Annotated in this window: 24 protein-coding genes; 16 read left to right on the forward strand and 8 right to left on the reverse strand. The window is 62.0% G+C overall.

The features are described from left to right. Both NKH95_RS26585 and NKH95_RS26590 read right to left on the reverse strand, forming a co-directional pair. Positions 1 to 241 (reverse strand): HupE/UreJ family protein (locus NKH95_RS26585; RefSeq protein ID WP_502895347.1); only part of this gene is annotated, 241 nt, incomplete at its 3' end. Positions 242 to 289: 48 nt separating this feature from the next. Continuing rightward, positions 290 to 679 (reverse strand): hypothetical protein, encoded by a 390-nt coding sequence (locus tag NKH95_RS26590; protein ID WP_352795304.1) that lies wholly within the window; start codon positions 677 to 679, stop codon positions 290 to 292. 103 nt (positions 680 to 782) lie between these two features. On the opposite strand from NKH95_RS26590, the gene NKH95_RS26595 reads away from it, so the two are divergent. The 10 genes from NKH95_RS26595 to NKH95_RS26640 all read left to right on the forward strand — a co-directional run bounded on the left by NKH95_RS26595 (position 783) and on the right by NKH95_RS26640 (position 10436). Further along, the gene (locus NKH95_RS26595) at positions 783 to 1064 is read left to right on the forward strand and encodes a metal-sensing transcriptional repressor (RefSeq protein WP_352760098.1); all 282 of its coding nucleotides are present in this window, start codon (positions 783 to 785) and stop codon (positions 1062 to 1064) included. Between the two features lie 8 nt (positions 1065 to 1072). Beyond that, positions 1073 to 2410, forward strand: a complete 1338-nt coding sequence (locus NKH95_RS26600; RefSeq protein WP_352760096.1) for a cation diffusion facilitator family transporter — start codon at positions 1073 to 1075, stop codon at positions 2408 to 2410. A gap of 66 nt (positions 2411 to 2476) precedes the next feature. Next, positions 2477 to 3799 carry an MFS transporter gene (locus tag NKH95_RS26605; protein ID WP_352760093.1) on the forward strand — a complete coding sequence of 441 codons (1323 nt, stop codon included), beginning with the start codon at positions 2477 to 2479 and terminating at the stop codon, positions 3797 to 3799. 9 nt (positions 3800 to 3808) lie between these two features. Beyond that, positions 3809 to 4249: a YqaA family protein gene (locus tag NKH95_RS26610; RefSeq protein WP_352760091.1), complete on the forward strand. Its 441-nt coding sequence runs from the start codon at positions 3809 to 3811 to the stop codon at positions 4247 to 4249. A 132-nt stretch (positions 4250 to 4381) separates the two neighbouring features. Next, positions 4382 to 5944, forward strand: coding sequence for an ABC transporter substrate-binding protein (locus NKH95_RS26615; protein ID WP_352760088.1), 1563 nt, complete (start codon positions 4382 to 4384; stop codon positions 5942 to 5944). Positions 5945 to 5972: 28 nt separating this feature from the next. Beyond that, positions 5973 to 6914, forward strand: coding sequence for an ABC transporter permease (locus NKH95_RS26620; RefSeq protein ID WP_352760085.1), 942 nt, complete (start codon positions 5973 to 5975; stop codon positions 6912 to 6914). Between the two features lie 4 nt (positions 6915 to 6918). Then, positions 6919 to 7830, forward strand: a complete 912-nt coding sequence (locus NKH95_RS26625; protein WP_352760083.1) for an ABC transporter permease — start codon at positions 6919 to 6921, stop codon at positions 7828 to 7830. Beyond that, positions 7827 to 8840 (forward strand): ABC transporter ATP-binding protein, encoded by a 1014-nt coding sequence (locus tag NKH95_RS26630; RefSeq protein WP_352893735.1) that lies wholly within the window; start codon positions 7827 to 7829, stop codon positions 8838 to 8840. Before NKH95_RS26625 ends, NKH95_RS26630 begins: the two co-directional genes overlap by 4 nt. Beyond that, positions 8833 to 9816: an ABC transporter ATP-binding protein gene (locus tag NKH95_RS26635; RefSeq protein WP_352893736.1), complete on the forward strand. Its 984-nt coding sequence runs from the start codon at positions 8833 to 8835 to the stop codon at positions 9814 to 9816. Before NKH95_RS26630 ends, NKH95_RS26635 begins: the two co-directional genes overlap by 8 nt. 92 nt (positions 9817 to 9908) lie before the next feature. After that, on the forward strand, positions 9909 to 10436 hold the full coding sequence (locus tag NKH95_RS26640; protein WP_352552239.1) for a hypothetical protein: 528 nt from the start codon (positions 9909 to 9911) through the stop codon (positions 10434 to 10436). A gap of 51 nt (positions 10437 to 10487) precedes the next feature. On the opposite strand, the gene NKH95_RS26645 is transcribed toward NKH95_RS26640, so the two are convergent. Next, positions 10488 to 11276: a sulfite exporter TauE/SafE family protein gene (locus NKH95_RS26645; protein ID WP_352795588.1), complete on the reverse strand. Its 789-nt coding sequence runs from the start codon at positions 11274 to 11276 to the stop codon at positions 10488 to 10490. 357 nt (positions 11277 to 11633) lie between these two features. Between NKH95_RS26645 and NKH95_RS26650 the strand changes: the two genes are divergently transcribed. Next, positions 11634 to 12278 carry a DUF1007 family protein gene (locus NKH95_RS26650; RefSeq protein WP_502895352.1) on the forward strand — a complete coding sequence of 215 codons (645 nt, stop codon included), beginning with the start codon at positions 11634 to 11636 and terminating at the stop codon, positions 12276 to 12278. Between the two features lie 111 nt (positions 12279 to 12389). Here the strand turns inward: NKH95_RS26650 and NKH95_RS26655 are convergent, their stop codons facing one another. Further along, positions 12390 to 13001, reverse strand: coding sequence for a TetR/AcrR family transcriptional regulator (locus NKH95_RS26655; protein ID WP_352795314.1), 612 nt, complete (start codon positions 12999 to 13001; stop codon positions 12390 to 12392). Between the two features lie 207 nt (positions 13002 to 13208). Here NKH95_RS26655 and NKH95_RS26660 point away from each other — a divergent pair, with 207 nt between their 5' ends. After that, on the forward strand, positions 13209 to 14036 hold the full coding sequence (locus tag NKH95_RS26660; protein ID WP_352679076.1) for a class I SAM-dependent methyltransferase: 828 nt from the start codon (positions 13209 to 13211) through the stop codon (positions 14034 to 14036). A gap of 136 nt (positions 14037 to 14172) precedes the next feature. Then, positions 14173 to 14886, forward strand: a complete 714-nt coding sequence (locus NKH95_RS26665) for a HoxN/HupN/NixA family nickel/cobalt transporter (protein WP_352679135.1) — start codon at positions 14173 to 14175, stop codon at positions 14884 to 14886. 138 nt (positions 14887 to 15024) lie between these two features. Here NKH95_RS26665 and NKH95_RS26670 read toward each other — a convergent pair whose 3' ends face one another. From NKH95_RS26670 to NKH95_RS26680, 3 genes are read right to left on the reverse strand one after another with little or no spacing between them, the layout of a single operon-like run. Beyond that, a complete protein-coding gene (locus tag NKH95_RS26670; RefSeq protein WP_352679079.1) occupies positions 15025 to 15912 on the reverse strand; it encodes a DUF1259 domain-containing protein in 888 nt (295 codons plus the stop codon). Between the two features lie 39 nt (positions 15913 to 15951). Beyond that, positions 15952 to 16422, reverse strand: coding sequence for a chromate resistance protein ChrB domain-containing protein (locus NKH95_RS26675; protein ID WP_352679082.1), 471 nt, complete (start codon positions 16420 to 16422; stop codon positions 15952 to 15954). Beyond that, the gene (locus tag NKH95_RS26680) at positions 16419 to 17393 is read right to left on the reverse strand and encodes a Fe-Mn family superoxide dismutase (protein ID WP_352795317.1); all 975 of its coding nucleotides are present in this window, start codon (positions 17391 to 17393) and stop codon (positions 16419 to 16421) included. Before NKH95_RS26680 ends, NKH95_RS26675 begins: the two co-directional genes overlap by 4 nt. Before the next feature lie 109 nt (positions 17394 to 17502). Between NKH95_RS26680 and NKH95_RS26685 the strand changes: the two genes are divergently transcribed. The 3 genes from NKH95_RS26685 to NKH95_RS26695 are packed head-to-tail and all read left to right on the forward strand — an operon-like array spanning position 17503 to position 21224. Then, positions 17503 to 18480 carry a chromate resistance protein ChrB domain-containing protein gene (locus NKH95_RS26685; RefSeq protein WP_352795319.1) on the forward strand — a complete coding sequence of 326 codons (978 nt, stop codon included), beginning with the start codon at positions 17503 to 17505 and terminating at the stop codon, positions 18478 to 18480. Between the two features lie 8 nt (positions 18481 to 18488). Next, entirely contained in the window at positions 18489 to 19901 is a 1413-nt protein-coding gene (gene chrA, locus NKH95_RS26690) for a chromate efflux transporter (protein WP_352893738.1), read from the forward strand. A gap of 42 nt (positions 19902 to 19943) precedes the next feature. Then, complete coding sequence (locus NKH95_RS26695) at positions 19944 to 21224, forward strand: MFS transporter (protein WP_352679095.1); 1281 nt, start codon at positions 19944 to 19946, stop codon at positions 21222 to 21224. 154 nt (positions 21225 to 21378) lie between these two features. On the opposite strand, the gene NKH95_RS26700 is transcribed toward NKH95_RS26695, so the two are convergent. Next, entirely contained in the window at positions 21379 to 21606 is a 228-nt protein-coding gene (locus NKH95_RS26700) for a DUF1127 domain-containing protein (protein ID WP_352679098.1), read from the reverse strand. Positions 21607 to 21680 lie beyond the last annotated feature (74 nt).

Below are 21680 nucleotides of genomic sequence, written 5' to 3' on the forward strand. Positions count from 1 at the left end.
CGAACAGGAACAGGATGTGGTCGTATCCCGTCACCATGTGCTTGGCGCCGAGATAGATGAAGGGCAGCAGATTGATGCCCGTGATTTCCTGGATATAGCCCTTGTCGCCTTCGGCCACGGCATGGGCGAGGGCAGCTCCCCCAAACAATGGGAGGGTCAGGAGAGCGAGCAACACAGGTAGGGCGGGTCGCCAGCGCGCGCAAGGCGAGCATGGCAGGCCCTGATAGCAGGATCCTTGCATGAGAATTCCAATCTTCGTCGTTGAGGGTGGCCGCGCAAGTGGCCGCGATCATGCGGTGAGGATCGGTCTCGGAGGGCGATCGAGCCGGGAACTTGCTTCCAGATCGGACAAGGACGGCGGATAAATCACCCAGGTCCGCCCGGCCGCAGGGACGGCCGGCGAAAAGTCCGGAAGCGTGCTCGCCGTTTCGTGCGAGTGGTCGGCGGGATTGTGGCCGTGAGAATGGCCGGATCCCTGCTCCTCGGTTGCACCGTCATCATGGACATGCCCGTGGGCTTCGATTTGTCCCGCCAGTTCGGCGTGACGGTCGGCCTCGGCGGCAGCGAGCGCGATGGGATCGTGCGAGACCGAACCGCCCATAGGCGACAGCAGCATGCCGAGCGCCATCGCGAAAGCGACGATGAGACGAAAGGCTGCGCTATGGATCCAATTCGGCATGCTTAACGATTATTCTCTAAAATCCTAACGAATGGTTGCGTGCACCAGAATCGAGGCCACTTTGAGGCTTGGAATATCCTCTCTGGGGGGATAGCATCAAGGCATGAAGGAGCGTCCCCACGTCCATGAAACCCATCCTGCCATCATCAAGCGGCTGAAGCGCGCCGACGGCCATCTGCGCGGGATCGTCGAGATGATCGAGGCCGGCCGACCGTGCCTCGACATCGCCCAGCAACTTCATGCCGTGGAGAAGGCCATCGCCCAGGCCAAGAAGACGCTGATCCAAGACCACCTCAACCACTGCCTTGAGGACGTCGTCGGACCGCTGGCGCTCGAGCAGCGCCGCTCGATCGACGAGTTCAAAGATATCACCAAGTACCTGTGAGAAGCGCCATGATGGACAAAGTTCGCGATTGGTTCGGATTCGGCCCGATGACGCATGGCATGGGCGGCCACGGACATGATCACGGTGATGGCGGCCATGGCCACACCCATGGCGTCATCGATCCGACGATCGCCACGACGACGCGCGGCATCTGGGCGATCAAATGGTCATTCGTCGTTCTGGCCATCACGGCAGTGCTCCAGCTTGTGATCGTGTTCCTCTCCGGCAGCGTAGCGCTGCTGGCCGACACCATCCACAATGTCGGCGACGCGGTCACCGCCATTCCGCTGTGGATCGCCTTCGTGCTGGCCCGCCGCAAACCGAGCAAGACATTCACCTACGGCCTGGGTCGCGTCGAGGATCTGGCGGGGATCGTCATCGTTCTCATCATCCTCTTCAGCGCCATCGTCGCCGGCTATGAGGCGATCGACCGGTTGATCAATCCGCAGCCGATCGCATTTCTTGGCTGGGTCGCCATCGCCGGCCTGATCGGCTTCATCGGCAATGAAGCGGTCGCCGTATTTCGTATCCGCGTCGGCCGCGAGATCAACAGCGCGGCGCTGATCGCCGACGGTTATCATGCACGCACCGATGGCTTTACCAGCCTGGCGGTTGTCCTGGGCGCCATTGGCGTATGGCTGGGCTTTCCGCTTGCGGACCCGATCGTCGGATTGTTGATCACGCTGGCGATCTTCGCCATCGTCTGGCAGTCGTCGAAAGCCGTGTTGACCCGCATGCTCGACGGCGTCGAGCCCGGCATCATCGATGAAATCCATCATGCCGCCGAGCATGTGTCCGGCATCGAGCGCGTCCAGAGCGTGCAGGCGCGGTGGATCGGCCATCGTCTGCATGCCGACGTCGCCATCAGCGTTCCGGACATGGCGACGGCCAAGGACGTGCTGGGCGTCACCGAAGCCCTCAAGGAGGAATTGTTCGCGCATTTGCCGGCGCTGGCGGAAGCCAATGTCCGCCTGATGAGCCCGGCCGCGCCGGCCGCCGCTGGAAGGGAACCCTCTCATGCTCACCATCATGCGCCGGAGCCCTTCAAGGTCGCCTGCGATCTGGCTGAAGGGACGTTGGAAATCGTCGACACGGCGGCCGGCGAGCGGATGCGGCTGACCATAGAACGGCACGCCGATGATTTGACAGCGACTGTGATCATCGACCGGCCCAACGGGCCAGAGACGCTTCGCCTCGAGCCTGTCGCTGACAACCATCATCGGCTTGAGAGCACCGTCGCCCCTGCTGAGCCGCATGAGTTCCAGGCGAGGTTGATCCTGGCCGCAAAGGGTCGCGAGCAGGTGCTGCCGTTCAAGATGGTCGAGCCGGAAGGCCACCACCACTGAGACAGGGAGCTGTTCGCGCTACATTCCTGGCTCGACGAACCCCAATCCGCTGCAAGAAGGCAAAATATGCTTCAGGTCCTGGCCAATCGCACCTACCGTCATCTCTTCCTGGCCCAGGTCATCGCCCTGATCGGCACCGGCCTTGCCACCGTGGCGCTTGGTCTACTGGCCTATGATCTTGCCGGCGCCGATGCCGGCGCGGTGCTTGGCACGGCGCTCGCCATCAAGATGATCGCCTATGTCGGCGTGGCGCCTGTCGCTGCCGCGTTCGCCGAGCGCCTGCCACGCCGTACCATGCTGGTTTCGCTCGACCTCATCCGGGCCGCGGTCGCCGTGTTCCTGCCCTTCGTCACCGAAGTCTGGCAGATATATCTTCTCATCTTCATCCTGCAGTCGGCGTCAGCAGGCTTCACCCCGACCTTCCAGGCTTCGATCCCTGATGTGCTGCCCGAGGAGAAGGACTACACACGGGCCCTGTCGCTCTCGCGACTGGCCTACGACCTGGAAAGCGTCGTCAGCCCCATCCTCGCGGCGGCGCTGCTTTCAGTCATAAGCTTCCATAGCCTGTTCGCCGGCACGGTTGTCGGGTTCCTGGCGTCCGCGGCGCTGGTCGTCTCCGTGGTGCTGCCCAGCCCGCAACCCTCGGAGCCGCGCGGCATCTATGAACGCACGACGCGCGGAATCCGCATCTATCTGGCAACGCCGCGATTGCGCGGCCTGCTGGCGCTCAATCTGGCCGTCGCGGCGGCCAGCGCCATGGTGATCGTCAACACAGTCGTCCTGGTGCAGGCGCAATTTGGCCTCTCCCAAACCGATACGGCGCTGGCGCTCGCAGCCTTCGGCGGTGGATCGATGATTGCAGCCCTTGCCCTGCCGAGGCTGCTGGAGAACGTCCCGGACCGGGTTGCGATGCTTTCGGGCGCCGCGATCCTGGTCGCGGGCGTGCTGGCCGGGCCGCTCGCCAGCAGCTACTATCTTCTGCTGCCGCTCTGGTTCGTGCTCGGCCTCGGCTATTCGCTGGCGCAGACGCCTTCCGGCAGATTGATCCGGCGTTCCGCCAATGCCGTCGACCGGCCCGCTCTGTTTGCAGCCCAATTCGCACTTTCGCATGCCTGCTGGCTGATCACCTATCCGATTGCCGGCCGCGTCGGCGCGGCGATGGGATTGCCCTTCACGTTCATTCTGCTCGGCGTCATTGGCGCGGCAGCCCTGTCTGCCGCGGTCTGGCTGTGGCCCAAACACGATCCGGACGTGCTCGTGCACACGCATGTCGACCTACCGGAGGACGACCGGCACGTCGGGGACGCAGTATGGTCGGAAGCAGGTTATGAGCATTCGCATGGTTACGTCGTCGATGATCGGCACCCGCAATGGCCAAAAGCAAGCTGAGCGCCCGGAATGCCTGGCGATCTCGCCGTCTATGGCGGTCTTTTTCTGACCGCGTTCGTGGCGGCGACCATCCTGCCGATGCAATCGGAAGCAGCTCTTGCGGGACTGCTTCTGACGGAAAGCTATGCTCCGGCTCTGCTCATCGTCTCCGCAAGCGCAGGCAATGTGCTCGGCTCGATCGTCAATTGGTGGCTTGGCCGGGGCGTCGATCACTTTCGCGACCGCAAATGGTTCCCGGTGAAGCCCTCCGCACTGACGCGCGCGACGCGATGGTACCAGCGCTATGGACGATGGTCGCTGCTGTTGAGCTGGCTGCCTCTCGTCGGCGATCCGCTGACGATCGTGGCAGGGGCGCTGCGGGAGCCACTCTGGAGCTTCCTTGCGATCGTCACGATCGCGAAGGTTGGCCGCTACCTCGCACTCGCGGCGGTGACACTGAATTGGATGTAGCGGCTTGTGGCAACAGATCCGTGACCATCGCTTCCGACCTTGTTTTTGAGCCGACGCAGATCGAATAAGTATAGACATATCGCATATCCGAGTTAGGATGATTCAAAATCAATCAAAAAATGGGGAACTGACATGATCACTCTCGACCGCCGCAATTTCCTTGTTTCCACCGCCGGACTTGCCTTCGCCGCCGCGATGCCACGCAGCGCCTTTTCCGAAACCAACGACACGCTGAAGATTGCCATCGCCGCGGAGACGGGCGATCTCGATTTGCTGCAGAACGTTTCAACGCTGAGCACCTACACCATCGTCTTCGATGCGCTGATCCACTACGGCCAGAACGGCGCGCTTGAGCCGGGACTTGCCACCAAATGGACTGTCGCGGACGATCAGCTCTCGATCGCCTTCGATCTGCGTGAAGGCGTGACCTTCAGCGACGGCACGGCCTTCGACTCGGCCGCGGCCGAATGGAACCTCAAGCGCTGGATGGGGGTGAGCGACTTTTCCTGGATCGGCATCTCCGACGCTTTCGATAGCATCGTCACCGATGGACCGAACAAGTTGACGGTCAAGCTGAAGCGGCCAGTGCCGGCGGCACTGCTTGAACTCACCATCGTGCGGCCAGTCCGTTTCCTGTCGCCCAAGGCGGTCGACAAGGATGGCAAGCAGACGGCGCCGATCGGCACCGGTCCGTGGATCGTCGAAAAATACGATTCAAGCGGCACCAGCCTCGTTCGCAACGACAAATACTGGGGCGAGAAGCCGCTATTCAGCCGGATGGAATTGAAGGTGGTTCCCGATGAGCTCGCTCGCGCCAATGGCCTGCGCTCAGGCGACCTCGATGTCATCGGTGGCGACTGGGTGGCAACGCTGTCGCCGCGCCGCGCTCGCGCGCTCGAAAGCGACGGCATGAAGGTCGTGGCCGAGCCGGGCACCGCGACGATGCTGCTCGGCTATTCGCCGAAGTCGAAGGTCATCGCCGACAAGGCCGTCCGCGACGCCGTCTATGCATCGGTCGACCGGGCGGCGATCGCCAAGGTGCTGTTCGAGGGCTTTGCCGACCCGGCCGCCGATCTGTTCCCGGCAAACGTGCCTTCGTCGGGCAAGCGGCATGACGTGCCGGTGCGCGACGTGGCGGTGGCCAAGAAGATCCTCGCCGACGGCGGCTGGGTCGACAGCGGCGGCGCCTGGACCAAGGCTGGTTCTCCTCTGGCCATCGACTTTCTGGTTTCCGAAGAATCCCTGCCGGGATCGCGGCGCATCGCCGAAATGATCCAGGGCCAGTTGTCCGAGGTCGGTTTCCAGGTCCAGGTGTCCTCGGTGGACAATGCCACCATGCATGAACGGCGTCCGGCCTTCGACTACGACCTGGCTTTCTTCACCACCTATGGAGCGCCCTACGATCCGCACGGCACGCTGGGCAACGCCTTCGTCTCGACCGCCGACAGCGGTCCCGACGGCAAGATCTATGTCTCCGACGCGCTCGACGGCGTCGTCAAGGCTGCGCTCGAGGCGAGCGGCGCCGAGCGCGACCTGAAGATGCAGGCCCTCTACGACTGGCTCCACGACAACACCGCCATCTGTCCGCTCGTCGTCAGCCAGCGACTGTGGGCCCACAATCCGCGCGCGGAGAATTTCTCGCTCCCGGCGACCGACTATGATCTGCCGTTCAAGGCGATCACGCTGAAGGCCTGAAGACTTCGAGCCCAAGCGAGGCCTGACGATGAAACGCACGATCCTGCGACGGATGCTGCTTGCCTGCCTATTGATCCTGGCGGCATCCGCGCTGACATTCGCCCTGGTTGCGGCCGCTCCGGGCAATGTTGCGGCGCTGATTGCCGAGCGTGCGGCGGGCCCCGGCGCGGACGCCGAAATGATCACCAGGATCGGCAACGAGCTTGGCCTTCACGACCCGCTGCCGATCCGCTATGGACGCTGGCTGGCCAGCGCGCTGGCCGGCGATTTCGGCATTTCACTGCGAACGGGAAAGCCGATTTCTCAGGAGTTTGCCGCCCGCATTCCGATGACGACGGCTCTGCTTGCCGGCGGCGGCGTTCTCGCCTTCATCCTGTCGATTATGCTTGGCATCGCTGGCGCCGTCAGCAATGGCGGCGTGATGGACAGGTTCCTGCACGCATTTTCCTTGATCGGCGCGTCGACCCCGAACTTCTTCGTGGCGGCGCTGCTGGTCATCGTGTTTTCGGTGATGCTTGGCTGGGTGCCCACCTTCGGCACCAGCGGCTTCACCTCATGGCTTCTGCCATGGGTGACGATCGCGCTGTTCCCGGCCTGCGTTCTCAGCCGCGTCGCTCGGGTCAACCTCCAGGAAGCGATGTCGCGGCCGTTTGCGACGACGGGCTTCGCCAAGGGCTACACGAGAACCCAGGTGCTGCTGCGCGAGGCGCTGCCCAATATCGCCATTCCGTTCCTGACGACGTTCGGAGCCCAGTTCACGCTGATGATCATCGGATCGATCGTCGTCGAGACGGTGTTTGCATTGCGTGGCGTCGGTGCCTTCTTCATCGAGGCCATACGCTTCCGCGACTACATCGGCATGCAGTCGGTGCTGCTGCTGTTTGTCGTCTTCTTCGTCATGGTCAATTTCATTGTCGACATGATTTGCATCGTTGTGGATCCGCGAATGCGCCGGGCGCGGGGAGCATGAGGCGATGAACATTTCCGCAATCAGGGATATCAAGGACTGGCCGTGGCTGGTGCTGCTCCCCGTCATCGGCTTTGTGCTCGTCGGCATCTTTGCCCCGGTGATCATGCCTTACGATCCAAGCGCGCAGGATTATTCGGCGACATTGGAGGGCATGAGCTGGAGCCACTGGCTCGGCACCGACTATCTCGGCCGTGATGTCCTCAGCCGCATCGTCGGCGGCGCCCGCATTTCCTTGGTGGCGATGGTGATCGTGCTCGTCGCCGCACTGGCGATCGGCGTGACGATCGGCTCCTTTGCCGGCTACGTCGGGGGACGTGTCGAGCTTGTCCTGATCAGCCTCATCGATATTGCGCTGGCGCTTCCGAGCCTGGTGATCGCGCTGGCGCTGATCGGCATTCTGGGCACCGGCTATTGGTCGATGATCACGGCGCTCACCTTGGCGTGGTGGGCGAACTATGCCCGCATGAGCCGCGCAGTCGTCACGGCCGAGTTGCAGCAGCCTTATATCGAGGCGGCCAGGGTCATGGGCGCTGGCCATCTGTGGATTTTTGTCCGCCATATCCTGCCGCATGTACTTGCCCTGGTCGTCGTCTATGCAAGCGCCGATGCCGGCGCTCTTGTACTGGCCATCGCTACGCTCAGCTTTCTTGGACTTGGCGTCGCGCCGCCAACGCCGGAGTGGGGTCAGATGCTCGTCGACGGCATGAGCTACATCGAGGAGGTTCCACGGCTCGTGGTCCTGCCCGGCCTAGCGCTGACGCTGGTCGTGGTCAGCTTCAATCTTCTGGGCGAAGCTTTCGCATTGCAAAAGGTGCCGCGGCCGGTTCGCGGCGCGACGTTGCGTAAACGCCGAAGGGCGCGCGCTCGCGAAGAAGCCGAGCGCAACGCCGTCGAAACCGGGACGACTTCAGCATGAGTGACAATCAGCCGCTCTATGCGATCGAGAATTTGGTCATCGATCTCTACGCCACCACCGTCTCGGTGCGGGCTGTGGATGGGGTGTCGTTCAACGTCCGTCCTGGAGAAACGGTCGCGGTCGTCGGCGAAAGCGGTTCGGGAAAGACCGTCATGACGCTCGGGCCGCTCGGTCTGCTGCCCGAGGGCGTGACGGTGGACATGAGGGGTTCGGCGCAAGCGGACGGAAGCGAATTGCTCAGCATCGGCTCCCGGCAATTATCGGATCTGCGCGGACGCTATTTCGGCGTGATCTTCCAGGACCCGATGAGCGCGCTCAACCCGATGCTGAAAATCGGCCCGCAACTGGCGCGCCAGGCGCGCCGCTTCGCCGGCCTGTCGCGTGACGCTGCGCGCAGGCAAGCGGTTTCGCTTCTGGCACGCTCCGGCATTCCGGACCCTGAGGATCGCTACAACCGCTATCCGCACGAAATGTCGGGCGGCATGCTGCAACGCGCGATGATCGCGCTGGCGCTTGCGGCCCGGCCGCGCGTGCTGATTGCCGACGAGCCGACTACGGCGCTGGACGCCACCGTCCAGGCGCAAATTCTGGAGCTCATTCGCCAGATCCAGCGCGAGGACGGCATCGCGGTCGTTCTGATCACGCACGATATCGGCGTGGTCGCTTCCGTCGCCGACCGCGTCATCGTGCTTTACGCCGGACAGGTGGCGGAGGAGGGGACGGCGATGGATGTGCTGACCCAGCCGGTCCATCCCTATACGCGTGGGCTGCTCGCATCGGTGCCGGATTTTCGTGCTGACGACGATGTGGCTACGCGCGAGATACCGGGCCTGCCGCCAAGCCAGATCAGGCTGGAGCCGGGTTGCCGTTTCGCCGACCGCTGCGAATTGGTCGAAGCCGGTTGCCGAAAACACCGACCGCCGCTTCAGACGATATCCATCTCGGCAAATCCGCATCGCGTGGCCTGCCCGGTCGTGCTTCGGCGGGAAGGGATTGCCGTTCATGTCTGATGTCGCGGCGATCGAAGTCAGGGGATTGAAGGTGCATTTCGCCAATCGCTCGGGCACCGGCGCGGTGAGGGCGGTCGACGGTATAGACCTGTCGGTCGCGCGCGGCGCGTTCCACGGCATTGTCGGCGAGTCCGGCTGCGGCAAGACCACGCTGGCGCGCACCATCGTCGGTTTGCAGAAGGCGAGCGAGGGCACTGTCTTGATTGGAGGAAGGGATCGCGCCGAATGGCTGAAATCGGACAGGAAGTCGTTCAGCCGCGAAGTCCAGTTCGTCTTCCAGGATCCGTTGGGGTCGATGAGCCGTCGGCAGAGCGTCTATCAGACGCTGGAGGAGCCGCTGCAGATCCATCGCCTCGGCTCGTCGGCGGAGCGCCGCCGCCGCATCGCCGAGCTTCTGGATCTGGTTGCGCTGCCCGCGACCGTGCTCGACCGTTTGCCAAGGTCGCTCTCCGGCGGCCAGCGCCAGCGCGTTTCGATTGCGCGCGCACTCGCCCTCAAACCATCCATATTGGTCTGCGACGAACCGCTCAGCGCGCTCGACGTTTCGATCCGAGCGCAGATCGTCAACCTGTTTACGTCGTTGCAGAAGCAGCTTGGTCTGACCATCGTCATTGTCGCGCATGACTTGGCGATCGTGCGCGAAGTCTGCTCGAACGTGACGGTGATGTATCTCGGCCGCATTTCGGAAGCCGGTGTGACCCGGCCGCTGTTTCGCGAGCCGGCCCACCCCTACAGCCAGGCGCTGCTGTCGGCTGTTCCTTCTCCCGATCCTCGCATCGAAGCCGGGCGCCGCCGGATCATTCTAGCCGGCGATCCGCCAAGTCCGAGCGCGCCACCTCCGGGGTGCCGGTTCAACACGCGCTGTCCAGTCGCGATTGATGTCTGCCGGGTCGAGGAACCCCTGTTGCGGATGGTGCCCCACGGCGGCGTTGCCGCCTGTCACCTTGCAGATAGCGCGCGCCGCCCGGTGATCTGAAGGAGGGTCATTGCTGGCTCTCTTGACCAAACTGCCAGAGGGTCCATCTTGATCGTGTGGATTGTTCCGTTCTCCTGACTGAGGCGCGCTGAATGTCGAAGGCATTTTTTGTCCTGGCGTTTGCGGCTGTGTGGCTGACATCGCCGCTGGCGCATGCCGATAATGTCGATCTGGCGTTGGAAGCTTTTCACGCGATTTGTCTTGCCCATGGGCCTGACTTCGAGCGAACCGCCGCTGTAGCCGGGAGACGCGGATGGACACCGCTGTCCGGCGACGCAGCGCTTGCTCCGGTCGATGACGTAGATGCTTTCCAGGGCTGGGAGGCGACTGGCGACGACCTGCCTGCCAGAACCATGATCGCGGTGACAAAAGCCACCTTGAACGGCAAGGCCGTGCAAACCTGCTCAATCAGGCTGTTCGATGTCGACCGTGCGGCTTTCGAGGAGCGTTTCTTCGCCCGGACTGATGCGGAAAAAATCGGCGAGGACAGAAACGGGGCTCACGTCTCCAAACTCTACATATTGATTGCCGGCAATCGCAAGCAGCTTGTCCATTTGACGTCGCCAAGGTCCCGGATCAAGTCGAGCATGATCATTGCAAGCTCGATAGTCGATGATTAATCGGGGTGAACAGGCGGCCGATGGCGACCAAGGGTAGTGATTCCGACGGTGCTACTCGTGGCGCCACACCTTGTAGGCCGAGATGACGAGGATAGCAGCCAACAGAGGCAGCAGCACTTTCTCTGGCACGATGCCCAACAACATGCCGCCGATCCATGTCCCGACAATCGACCCCGCAGCAATCAGGACCACGAACCATTTGTTCCTCGCAATTACGCCAAAGCTTTGGTCCTGCGAATAGCGGGTGAAACCGACCATCATCGTCGGAAGGCTCACCGCAAGCGACATGCTCCCGGCAAGCTTGATGTCGATCCCGAAAAGCAGGACGAGCGTGGGGACAAGCAGTTCCCCACCGGCTACACCAAGCAACGACGCCACGACGCCGATGGCGAAGCCGGCGATGATCCCGGCAATGATCAAGGCCGGCCCGCTGAAAGGCGGCAGGTTTGTTGCGCTCGGATCGTGGCCGAAGACTAGGACGATGGCGATTAGCAGCAGCAGTGCGGAAATCACCTTATAGAGCGTTTCGGATTTGAGCCTTGTTGCCCAACCCGCACCGAACCAGGCACCGGCTAGGCTACCGGCCAGCAGATTGAGAATGACCGGCCAATGAGCTGCGACGGTGGCTAAAGGGACGGTAGCGGCCCGGAAGGGCAGGGCAGACGCAACCACCACCAAACTGGTGGCCTTGTTCAGAATTACCGCTTCAAGAGCGGCAAACCGGAACAGCCCGATGAGGAAGGGAAGGCGGAACTCTGCCCCGCCAAGGCCAATTAGTCCGCCAAGCGAACCGACGACCGCGCCAACCACAAATGCCAGTATTCCGCGCCGTTCGGCCATGTGGACGATATGCAGCAACGGTGTGTGAAATTCCAGTCCGCAATCCTCGATGGCCCGTCACTCGCAAGAGGCGCGGATTTTTTTTCGTTTGCAAGGAACGCGCGGTAGGACCCATCCTCGGCATTGATCCGGACCAGGAAGTTGAGCGATAGGCAAAGGATCATCTGGATGATAGCGCTGGCAATCCTGCCGGCATCGCGTTGATCATGCTCAACCACTGGCTGAAGGGCGACTTTGGGTGGCCGCTCCGGTATAAGTCGCGCTGCATGGATGGCATGCAGAGAGTACGTCCTATTTCGGCCTGCTTGCAATGCCAGGTGTCCTGCCTGATCCGGAAGCGATGAAATGCGAGTGAAAATGCGACTGGCAGGGATGGTATCAGGCGCGGCGCTGTTGCTCGCTTCCGCCGCGGCGGCGAGCGCCCATCCGCATGTCTTCGCCGAGGCGAGGCTGGATTTGATTGTCGGTCCCGACCGGACGGTCAAGTCACTTCGGCATTCCTGGCGTTTCGACGACCTCTTTTCCAGCACTGTGCTGATGGAATTCGACAAGAATTCCGACCTTGTCCTTGATGCAAAGGAACTCGATGAAGTCGCTCTTACCGTCCACGCATCGCTGGCCGAGTATAACTACTTTCAAATGGTGACCTTGAACGGCAAGGACGTGACGATGGCGCCACCGCCGAAATTCAGCGTCAGCTATGAAAACGATCAACTCGTCGTCCAGTTCGAAACGCAGCCGAAGGACCCGTTGGCCCTTGCTGGAAAAGTCAGCATCGGCGTCTATGATCCGACCTTCTACACGGCAATCGACTTTACCGATGACGACAAGATTGCGGTGGCGGGTCTGCCGCAAGGCTGCTCACGTGCGGTCGTGCGTCCCGATCCGGACACGGCCATAGCGCAAAACCAGAAAAGCCTGACAGACGCTTTCTTCAGTGACCCGACGGGGACCGATCTCGGCAAGATTTTCGCGACACGTCTTGAATTGACGTGTGGCTGACACGGAGCCGATCTGATCGCCATGTTCCGAACCCTCGTCGAATTCCAGCGAACGATCTACCTGGCGCTGGCATCTAGCTGATCAGGCTCGCTGCCCCAGGACCATCACCTTTCATGAATCGGAGCGTGGCATACCCCAGGCGCCGATGCCTTTTCCTGCCATCTTCTGGAACAGGTCGTCTGCCTGTGTCGGTGAAAGGTTCAAGTCGGTGGCGACCCACCAGGCGAGCACCGCAAGAAATGCGCCGGCTATGAACTGAATGGCGAATTCGGCAGGCATGCCGCGATCGCCGATCCGTTTCTCGACGAGTTCTTCCCGGACGGCTCGCCGGATACGCTCACGCAGTTCGTCGTGGATCGTATCGCCGCTGCTTGCAAGCAATGCGTGGTGAAGCGGTCGGAATGCATGGGCGTGCTCGAACATGGGCAGGCTGAACTCGAACAGGCGGCTACCTGTTTCTTGACTTGCCGCCTCGCGCCTGCGGCCGATAGACCGCAGATGCGCCTCGATGGTCGTGCTGCGCAGAGCATCCTTGTCGGCATAGTGGGTATAGAAGGTCGACCTGCCGATATTGGCCCTCCGGCAAATGTCGTCGACGGTGATGGCAGCATATCCCTGCTCCGGGATCAGGGCGATGAGCGCGTCCTGCAGCAGGCCGCGCGTCCGCGCGACGCGTCGATCGATCGTGTTCCGCTCGCCCGCACGTTCGATTTTCATGGCCATGGCCCTCTGCAGTGCCCGGTTTCGGACATTCGGCGGTCCGGTGTCTGACAACACCATTTCCAGACATTGTGTCCATTATGATACGCCAAGTCCAGGAGCTCAAATCGGGGTTTGGGCACGCCGCAAGGAAACAGAAGGTCGCCAGACATGCATTCATCTGATCATCACGCCAATAACGGACCGCATTCGCGCAAGAGGGTGATAGCGTTGGTTCTGCTTGCCAAACTGTCGCTGGTTGCCGGCTTCCTCGTCCTCGCCAAATTGGGCATGGGCTATGTTCAGGCTGGCGCTTGGACGGCGGCATTCCACGGACTCGTCCTCGCGGTGATCGCGGGACTGGCGCTGTGGGGCAGCCTGCGTCACAGGGGGCTCGTCGGCAACGGTGTGCAGAGCGCGAGCGACAGGGGCATTGGCATCGTCCTGCACCGGGCGGCCGCCTATGACTTGCTCGCGCGCGTTCTGACCCTCGGGCGCGAGGGCCGCTTTCGCGAGTTCATGCTTCGCCCGGCAAAGCTCCAGCCCGGCGAAGCGATGCTCGATGTCGGCTGTGGAACGGGCACCCTTGCCATTGCCGCGAAGCGGCTGGTCGGTTCGGACGGAAGCGTCACCGGCGTCGATGCGTCGGCCGAAATGATCGAGAGGGCGCGCGCCAAGGCCGAGCTGTCCGGTCTCGATCTGACTTTCGTCAACGGGACGGCGCAGGAGCTTCCCTTCAAAGACGCGCAATTCGACATCGTCGTCGGCACGCTGATGCTGCATCACCTGTCGAAGCCCGTTCGATCGGCCTTCATCCGCGAGGCGGCACGCGTCTTGAAGCCAGCAGGCCGGCTGTTGCTCATCGATTTCGGCAGGCCGGTGCGCAAGTCCAGATTGCCCAGGCTCCACAAGCATGGTCATGTCGATATGCATTCGGTCGCCTCGCTGTTGACCGAGAGCGGATTCCAGGTCAGCGATATCGGCGCCGTCGGTACCAAGAACCTGAACTATATTCGCGCAACGACGAACAAGGACCAACCAGGCCAAGCGTCGCAGTGATCATGCTCAGACGCTAGTTGCATGGCGACCTGTTCTGGCATGTCCCATTTCGGCCTGCTTGCAATGGCAGGTGTCCTGCCTGAACAGGAAACCCGAAGTGAGTCTTCGCCATGTGCCTTGAATTGACCTGCGGATGATGTTCCAAACCCTTGTCGAGTTTCAGCGCACGATCTACCTCGCGCTGGCCGAGCAGATCAAATTGCTGTCGGCGGGCGGCGACTGGCTGGCGTTCATGGCCTTCTTGCCGATGGGAGTGCTGTTTGGTGCGGCGCATGCTCTGACGCCAGGTCATAGCAAAGCCGTGCTGGCGACGTATCTGGCCGGTTCGGATGCCAAGGTTTCGCGCGGCCTTCTCGTGTCGCTGACACTCTCGTTCACGCATGTGACGATAGCCGTGCTGATCGCAGCCCTCTCGTTGCCGCTGGTCTCGATTGCTTTGGGTAGCGTTGGCCGGGCGCCGCTTTTGGAAGATGTCAGTCGCGGCCTGCTCGGCCTGATCGGCGTCTGGATGCTCTGGCGCGCTTTGAGCCATGGCCATCACCACAAGCATGAAGGTGAAGCCGTCGGCGTCATGGCGGGCTTGATCCCGTGTCCACTCACGCTTTTTGTGATGACCTTCGCGATATCCAGAGGCGTTCCGGTCGCCGGCATCCTCTTCGCAATCACCATGATGGTCGGCGTGGCGTTGACGCTGTCTTGCGTAGCCGTGTTGTCGATCCTGTTTCGGGAGCGTCTCGTGCATTTTTTCGACAGCAGGCCACGCCTGTTCGATATCATTTCTCGGACCATCGAAGGCGGGGCAGGCCTTGTGCTCGCCGGTGTAGCCATTTGGCAAATCTCTGCGCGCTGAAAGACGTTCAAGCAGACAGCCGGACGCAAAGCGTGGCCTCGCCGATGGATGGCGGGCTGGACGGCGCAATAGCGCCATACGTCCGAACTCAGCGTGACCGTTTGCCCGAGCCGCGTTGCAAGCTCGCCAGAGGCCGACCTAGCTCTTCTTGACCGCAACTTTGTCGAGGGCTGCGCGCAGACCTTTCGCCAGCTTCTGTGCATCATCGTTCGCCCAGAAATGCATGAAGAAGAGCCGGGGCTGCTCATCGAGCATGTGGCTATGCAGCGCGGTGATCTCGATGCCGTCGTCCTGCATGGCTTTGATAACCGGATCGACCTCCTTTGCCGTCAGCACAAAATCACCCGTGATCGCCGCCTTGCCGCCACCTGTCGATTGGAAATTGATCGCTATGGCCGAGCCCATGGCCGCCGGCACTTCCATTCCATTTTCCTCGACCGGCTCGGCGCGCGGTATAGTGAACTGATAGACCGCGCCATTGGCCTTACCCTTGTAGCCCATGGTTTGGTCGACAGCGGCGGCGTCGAACTCGATCGGTGGGCCGGCTTGCGGTTGGGCGCCGCCTCCCATTGGTGTTTTGCTCAGCGCCAATCCGGCATGAAGTGCTGTTGCGAGCGTGACCGGGTCGCCTTGGCCTAAGACATGCATGTAGAGTGTCATCGGCTCCGCACGCAGCAAGTGGTTGTGCAACCCGGTGATTTCGATGCCGCTTTCTTCAAGCTTCATCATGACCGGGTTCACCTCGTCCTGTGTCAAGACGATGTCACCCATGACCATGGCCTGTTTCCCCATGGGTTCGAACGCGACCCAGCCTCCGAGCGCAAATCCTGGTTTCAGGGCCACGCCATCGAGCGATACCTTCAGGTCGGTTCGTGGCAAGCCCACCCGATAGACACCGCCAGGCATTTCGGCTCCGGATTTGCCAAGCGCCTGTGCGACTGTTTGCCAATCGGGTGCCGCCGATGCCGGTTGGAGCAGCGCCGACATCGCAATCAGCATTGCTCCGGTCACGAGTTTTGCATGCATGGGATTTCTCCTTGTGATCAGCCCCCATTGCCCAATTTGTTATGCGACCGCCGGCTTCGAGGCCGGTGGCCAGCTGTGCGTTTCCGCTCTGCGGCCCGAGGCCCAGGCATAGAGCGCGTCGTAAATGACGAAGCCGTGCTTCAGCACCTCGTGGTCGTCAGGCGTCAGGTCCCGGAGGCCCATGGAAATCGCGAGCAGCCCCGCCGACTGTGGCGTGAGATCATGCCGATCCGTGTCGGCGCCACGCACGATCGCGGCAATTGTCACGATCGCCGGATCGCGCTCAAGGCCGTATTTCGAGACGAAGGTGTCGAAGCTGCAGCCGTCACCGACATGCGTGAATTCGACGCCGGGTACGTCGTAGGGCGTCGCACCTGTCTCCTGGGCAATAGGGATCACTTGATCGGGCGGCACGAACAGGAACTCCGGTTCCTTGTCGATGAAACGTGCAATCAGCCAGGGGCAGGCAATGCGGTCGATGACCGGACGTTCGCGGGTAACCCATTTCATGACGCAATCCTTTCTTCGCTCATTGCTAGAGGAACGGTTGGCGCGCCGATCGCATGCCAGGCGGCGATGCCGCCTGAAAGCGCACTTGCATCGACGCCGCGGCGGCGCAGTTCGGCGACGGCGTCGCCGCTGACCTGGAAGCCGTAGACGCAATAGACGATGACCGGCCTGTCTCTAGGCAGTTCACCAGCCCAATCGGCGATCGTCTCGGGGGCTCGGAGCTTGGCCCCCGGCAGCATATCGCTGCGCTTAGCCAGATCCTCGGCGAGGCAGACGTCGAGCACGACGAGATCGTCTCCTTGATCGAGACGCGCACGCAGTTCCTCTGGCGCGATCGCTGGAACCGTTTCGTCCGATGCGAATCCTGCTGAAGGATCGCGCTGCGTGACGGCTCGGCGGTGGCGGGCAGCGACCCGTTCCCAATGGATGTTCTTCATGAAGGCATCGACATAGGCGCCGGCCTTGGCGCCGAAATCCATGTGATAGGCATGTTCGTACATGTCGAGCGCGAGGATCGGAATGCCGCCGGCAAGGCAGTTGGTGTGATCCGCTGCCCATTGGATCGTCAGCCGATCGCGGCGCTCCGACCAGGTCAGCAGGGTCCATCCCGAGCCGCCGGCTTGAGCCTTCGCACAGGCCATGAACTTGGCGCGCCAGGCCGCCACGCTGCCGAAATCGCGCTCCAGGGCAGCCGCGAGATCGCCTCCGGCATCGCCGGAGCCACCGAGCCCATCGAAATAGATTTCGTGCAGGATCGCCGAGTTGGCCGCGACCAGCTCTTCGCGCTTCAGCCCGTTGATGTCGAAGACGGGTGCTGCGCCCCAGTCGAGCCCGTCGAGCCGTTGTTCGATGGCGTTGAGGCGGCGAACGGCACCGCCGTAATTGTTTTCATAGTGGCTTGCCAACAGCCGCTCGGACAGGCCGACGAGGCGGGGCGGCTTGAACGGCAGCGGCATGATCTGGTGTGGCATCGGGTTCCCCACTCTGCGGCACGGCCCATCCGTGAGGACGCGAACGCTATGCCTGAATGGAAAATGATACAAGTGTTGCATTGATATTTATTCGTGATACGGTTCACCTATGAGTGAGGGGCAATCGGAAGAACAGCGCTGGCTGCTCCTGATCCATCAGCTGCCAAGCAAGCCCGCCTATTTTCGGGTGAAGATCTGGCGACGGTTGCAAGGCATCGGCGCGGTCGCGGTCAAAAGCACCGTCTACGCCCTGCCGGCCAATGCCGAGATGCAGGAGGATTTCGAATGGCTTCTCAAGGAGATCGTCGCTGGCGGCGGCGAAGCTATGTTGTGCGAGGCACGCCTGGTTGACGGTCTGTCGGACGCGCAGGTGAGGGCGCTGTTCGACGAGGCGCGTGACGCCGATTACGCCGAGATCGCCAACGACGCACGCGATCTTGCCGCGGGGATCAGAGCGGACGCGATGTCGGAAAGACATGCGGAGGCGCGTTCGCAACTCGGCCGCTTGCGCAAGGGGCTCGCCGAAGTCGTGACAATTGACTTCTTCGGCGCGAGCGGTCGCCTCGCCGTCGAAGGACTGATCGCCGAGCTCGAGACACAGCTTATAGAGGACAAGGCCATGACCAAGGAACCGAAGAAGGCGGCCGAGCCGAGCGAGCTCAAGGGCCGGATCTGGGTCACACGCCGGGATGTGCATGTCGACCGCATCGCCTGCAGCTGGCTGATCCGTCGCTTCATCGATGCCGATGCGGTCATTCGCTTCGTGGCGGGCAAGGGATATGTGCCGAAAGAGGGGGAATTGCGCTTCGACATGTTCGAGGGCGAAATCACCCATGAGGGAGACCGCTGCAGCTTCGAGGTGCTGCTGGCCCGCGCCGGCATCACCGATACGGCTTTGCAGGCCATCGCCGAGGTCGTCCACGATATCGATCTCAAGGACGGCAAGTTCGGCCGCGAGGAAACCACCGGCATCGCCAGCCTGATCGCTGGTATCGCCATGGCGAACGCGGGAGACGAGCAACGGATCGCCGAGGGCGCTTCGGTGTTCGACAATCTCTATCGATATTTCCGTTCGAAACGTGGGTGATCCTAGCCATGGCCAATGCGGAGAGTATCGTGACAGCGCCAAACCGACCAAACGACACGCCGGGTCATGGCGTTTCGTTCGCTGAGGCCACGCGGGTGTGGGCCCGAGTGGCCGCGCTCAGCTTCGGCGGGCCGGCGGGCCAGATTGCCATGATGCATCGCATCATAGTCGAGGAAAAGCGCTGGATCGGCGAGACCAGGTTCCTGCATGCGCTGAACTATTGCACGCTGCTGCCCGGACCGGAGGCGCAGCAGCTGGCCATCTACATCGGCTGGCTCATGCACAAGACCAGAGGCGGCCTTGTCGCCGGGATTCTGTTCGTGTTGCCAGGCGCGATTGCCATCATGGCGCTCAGCTGGATTTACGCCATCTTCGGCAACGTCGGCGCCGTTCAGGCTCTCTTCTTCGGTTTGAAGGCGGCGGTCCTCGCGATCGTGCTTGAGGCGGTCTTGCGGATCGGCAGGCGGGCGCTCAAGAACAACGCAATGGTCGGGCTCGCGGCGGCAGCCTTCATCGCTCTCTTTTTCTTCGATGCGCCGTTTCCGCTGGTCATCTTGATCGCGGGCGTGATTGGTTACGTGGGGGGAAGAGCTGGGTGGGCTGCATTCCAGTCGGGCAATGGACATGGCAAGGTCGGCGGCAAGCAGGTCGCCGATGCCGATACAGCGCTCGGCGAAGGGGTGCCGGCGCACGCCCGGCCGTCCGTCAGTTGGTCGCTGAAGATCGCGGCAGTTTTTCTGGCGCTGTGGTTCGTGCCGGTCCTGGCACTTCTGGTGTTTCTTGGGCAAGGCAATGTCTTCACCGACATTGCGATCTTCTTCTCCAAGATGGCGATGGTTACCTTCGGTGGTGCCTATGCGGTGCTCGCCTATGTCGCGCAACAGGGCGTGGATCACTATGGCTGGCTGAAGCCTGGAGAAATGCTGGATGGCCTCGGCATGGCCGAGACGACGCCCGGTCCGCTGATCATGGTCACCCAGTTCGTCGGCTTCATGGGAGCCTATCGGGCGCCGGGCGTACTCAACTCCCTTGTCGCCGGAACGCTCGGCGGTCTTCTCACGACGTGGGTGACCTTCGTCCCCTGTTTCCTGTGGATCTTCCTCGGCGCGCCGTTCATGGAAACGATGCGCAGCAACAAGGCCTTGTCAGCAGCATTGTCTGCCATCACGGCGGCGGTGGTCGGCGTGATCTTGAACCTGGCGGTGTGGTTCGCGCTTCACGTGCTGTTTCGCGAGCGTGAGGTCACCTGGCTGGGCATGACGCTGGACGTTCCCGTGTTCAACTCCATCAACCTGCCGTCTCTGGTGCTGACGCTCGGGGCGCTGCTGGCGGTATTCCGTTTCAAGATCGGTATGATCCCAGTGCTCGCCGCATGCTCGATCCTCGGCTTGCTCTACGGGGTGGCCAGCGGATCGATTTAAGCTGAGCGGTCGGTGTAACCATTCTCCCGGCAGGAGGCATCCTTGACAGCCCAAAGGCCGATGAATGCTCCGCACGAACCGGCTGCGAGACGGAGGGTTGCACTCCTGCCTTCCGGTGCCGGGCCGGCAGCTACGCACCTGCTGGCCTCAAGAGGATTGCGGGCGTTCGGCGATGGACTCGTCAGTCTTCTGCTTCCGGCCTATTTGGCCGCGCTCGGCTTCAACGCTTTCGAGATCGGGGTCCTCGCGACGGCGACGCTCGCGGGTTCGGCCGCGCTCACCTTGGCAGTCGGGTTTGTCGCGCACCATTTCTCTCGCCGCTCTCTGCTGATTGCAGCCGCCGTCCTGATGGTCGTCACGGGGATCGCCTTCGCGTTGGTTCACGATTTCTGGCCGCTGCTCCTTATCGCATTCGTCGGAACGCTGAACCCATCCTCGGGCGACGTAAGTGTGTTTCTGCCGTTGGAGCATGCGCAACTTGCCCATAGCGTCACCGATCGCGACCGCACCGCGCTCTTTGCCCGCTATAGCCTTGTCGGTTCACTCATTGGGGCCGTCGGTGCTCTGGCGGCCGGAGCCCCCGATATTCTCCGACATGTTGCCGGGCTGGATATCAAGCAAGCGCTCCAGATCGCCTTCCTGCTTTATGCCTTTCTGGGAGTAGGTGCGCTGCTCCTTTATCGGCAACTGCCGGACGAGCCGCTCGATGCGAATGCGGTACCGGCGGAGCCATTGCGCAAGTCTCGAGCCATCGTCCTCACGCTCGCTGCGCTCTTTAGCCTGGATGCCTTTGCGGGAGGCTTCGTGGTCCAGTCATTGTTGGCTCTTTGGCTTTTCCAACAGTTCGGCCTATCGCTCGCTGCTACAGGTGCGATCTTCTTCTTGACGGGCATCCTGTCAGCCGGGTCGTATCTGCTGGCAGTGCAAATCTCCAAACGGATCGGGCTCGTAAACACCATGGTGTTTACGCACCTGCCTTCCAGTCTTTGCCTTTTGCTCATTCCCTTCATGCCGAGCCTCGGTCCGGTCATCGTCCTACTGCTGATCAGGAGCGCCTTGTCGCAGATGGATGTACCGACCCGCACCTCCTACGTCATGGCGGTGGTGACGCCGGGTGAGCGGGCCGCAGCGGCGAGTGTCACTGCCGTGCCTCGCAGCCTCGCGGCGGCCGCCAGTCCGATGCTTGCCGGCTCGCTGCTCGCAATGTCCGGTTTCGGTTGGCCGCTGGTCATCGCGGGCGTCTTGAAGATTGTCTACGATGTGCTTCTGCTTGCAATGTTCCGCAAGGTTCGCCCGCCGGAGGAACGACGGGACGGGCAGTAGCAGGTGCAAAATGCGGCCGAGCAGATCACCCGCCCCGTCGAGGGCTTGGTTGACGCTGCGTGGATCGCCCTCGCGATCCACGAAATCTTGCTTCGCTGATTTGACGAAGGCACGACTGAATGCGCGTTCCCCCGAGGAAGTCCTCAGCCGAGAATTAGGCCTGCCACGGCCACTTTGAACATTCATTCCGAATCTGCGCAGGGCTCAGACCCAAGTCTGCCAGCTGATGATCTTCGAGTTCGGCCAGCTGTTCCCGTTGGCGATGGATTTCGATCCAGCGCGCCACCGATGCCATCGAGCGCACTAAATTTTCAAGGACGCGATGGGCACTTGCCTGTGGGGACGAACGCCTCGGCGTCTCAATCAGCAGGGGGTTCAACATTTCTCATCCTTCCGCAGTGCGCTTGTTGACGTGGGGTGCGGAAATGCTCCAATCTGCCCGCGGGCGCAAAGCAT

This window comes from Mesorhizobium sp. M0848, from assembly GCF_040319805.1.
Classification (GTDB): Bacteria; Pseudomonadota; Alphaproteobacteria; order Rhizobiales; family Rhizobiaceae; genus Mesorhizobium.